The following is a 1458-nucleotide window of genomic DNA, read 5'->3' on the forward strand; positions in this document are numbered from 1 at the left end:
GACCCCCTCCGACATCGCCCCCGCCCGGCTCACTCAGGACCAAATCGACCAACTACAACAGCAATACGACGTCGCCGACATCCTGCCGCTCACGCCGATGCAGCAGGGTCTGCTCTTCCACAGCGTCACCACGCGCGACGACGACGTCTACGCCCTACAGCTGCAGATCTCCGTGACGGGCCCGCTGGACCCGCAGCGGCTGCGCGATGCCGTCCAAACCGTCGTCAAGCGCCACCCCAACCTGGTGGCCCGGTTCTGCCAGCGATTCGACCAGCCGGTACAGGTCATCGTCGGCAGCCCCGAAACACCCTGGCAATACGTTGAATTCGATGCCGACGCCGAAGCCGCGATCAAGGATTTGTGCGCCGCCGAACGTGCCGCTGTTTGCAGCCTCACCGAGGAACCGGTCTTCCGGGTGGCGTTGATCCGCACCGCCGAGGACCGGCACCGGATCGTGGTAACCAACCACCACATCGTGCTGGACGGCTGGTCGCTGCCGATCCTGCTGACAGAGATCTTCGCCGCCTACCAGGGCCGGCCGCTGCCCGCCCCGACGCCGTACCGCCGCTTCGTCACCTGGCTGGCCGAACGCGACGTCGACGCCGCCCGCGCCGCCTGGTGCCAGGCACTCGCCGGCCTCGACGCCCCGACCCTGGTCGGCCCGTCGAACCGGTTGGCTCTGGGGCCGCGCGCCGTCGCATCGGATCGGCTATCCGCCGAGATCACCCAGGCCGTAAGTGAACTGGCGCGCTCGAATCACACCACGGTCAACACCGTGCTGCAAGCGGCCTGGGCGCAGCTGCTGATGGGCATGACCGGCCAGCGCGACGTCGTGTTCGGCACCGCGGTGTCGGGACGGCCCACGGAGGTGGCCGGCGCCGAAACGATCGTCGGACTGATGATCAACACCGTGCCGGTGCGGGCCACCATCACCCCGGCCACCACCACCGCCGACCTGCTCGAACAACTGCACAACGCCCACAACCACACCCTCGACCATCAACACCTGGCGCTCAACGAGATTCACCGCGCCACCGGCCACGACCAACTGTTCGACACCCTGTTCGTCTACGAGAACTACCCGATAGAAACCACGGCGTTGGCTGCCGACGGCGCGCTGGTCATGGACGAGTTCGCCAGCCGCGAATCCAACCACTACCCACTGACCATGCAAGCCACCCCCGGGACGGAGCTCGGTCTGCGCGTCGAGTACGACACCGACGTGTTCGATCCGGGCACCGTGAGCGCGTTGGTGGAGCGGTTGCGGCGGGTGTTGGAGGCGATGACGGCTGATCCGGGCACGAGGTTGTCGGCGGTCGATGTGCTCACCGATGCCGAGCGGGTGTGCCTGGATGAGTGGGGGCATCGGGCGGTGTTGGGCCAGTCGGTGGTTGAGCGCTCGGTGCCGGGGTTGTTCGCCGCGCAGGTGGCCCGCGCCCCGCAGGGGGTGGCGCTGGG

General features: G+C 68.0%; 1 protein-coding gene. It reads left to right on the plus strand.

The window, feature by feature from the left end; translation table 11 throughout:
• Window positions 1-1458, plus strand: a 1458-nt coding sequence (locus tag A5680_RS07665; protein ID WP_231977584.1) for a condensation domain-containing protein, incomplete at both ends; no start/stop codon positions are given.

It is taken from the genome of Mycobacterium sp. E2989, from assembly GCF_001667595.1.
Taxonomy (GTDB): Bacteria; Actinomycetota; Actinomycetes; order Mycobacteriales; family Mycobacteriaceae; genus Mycobacterium.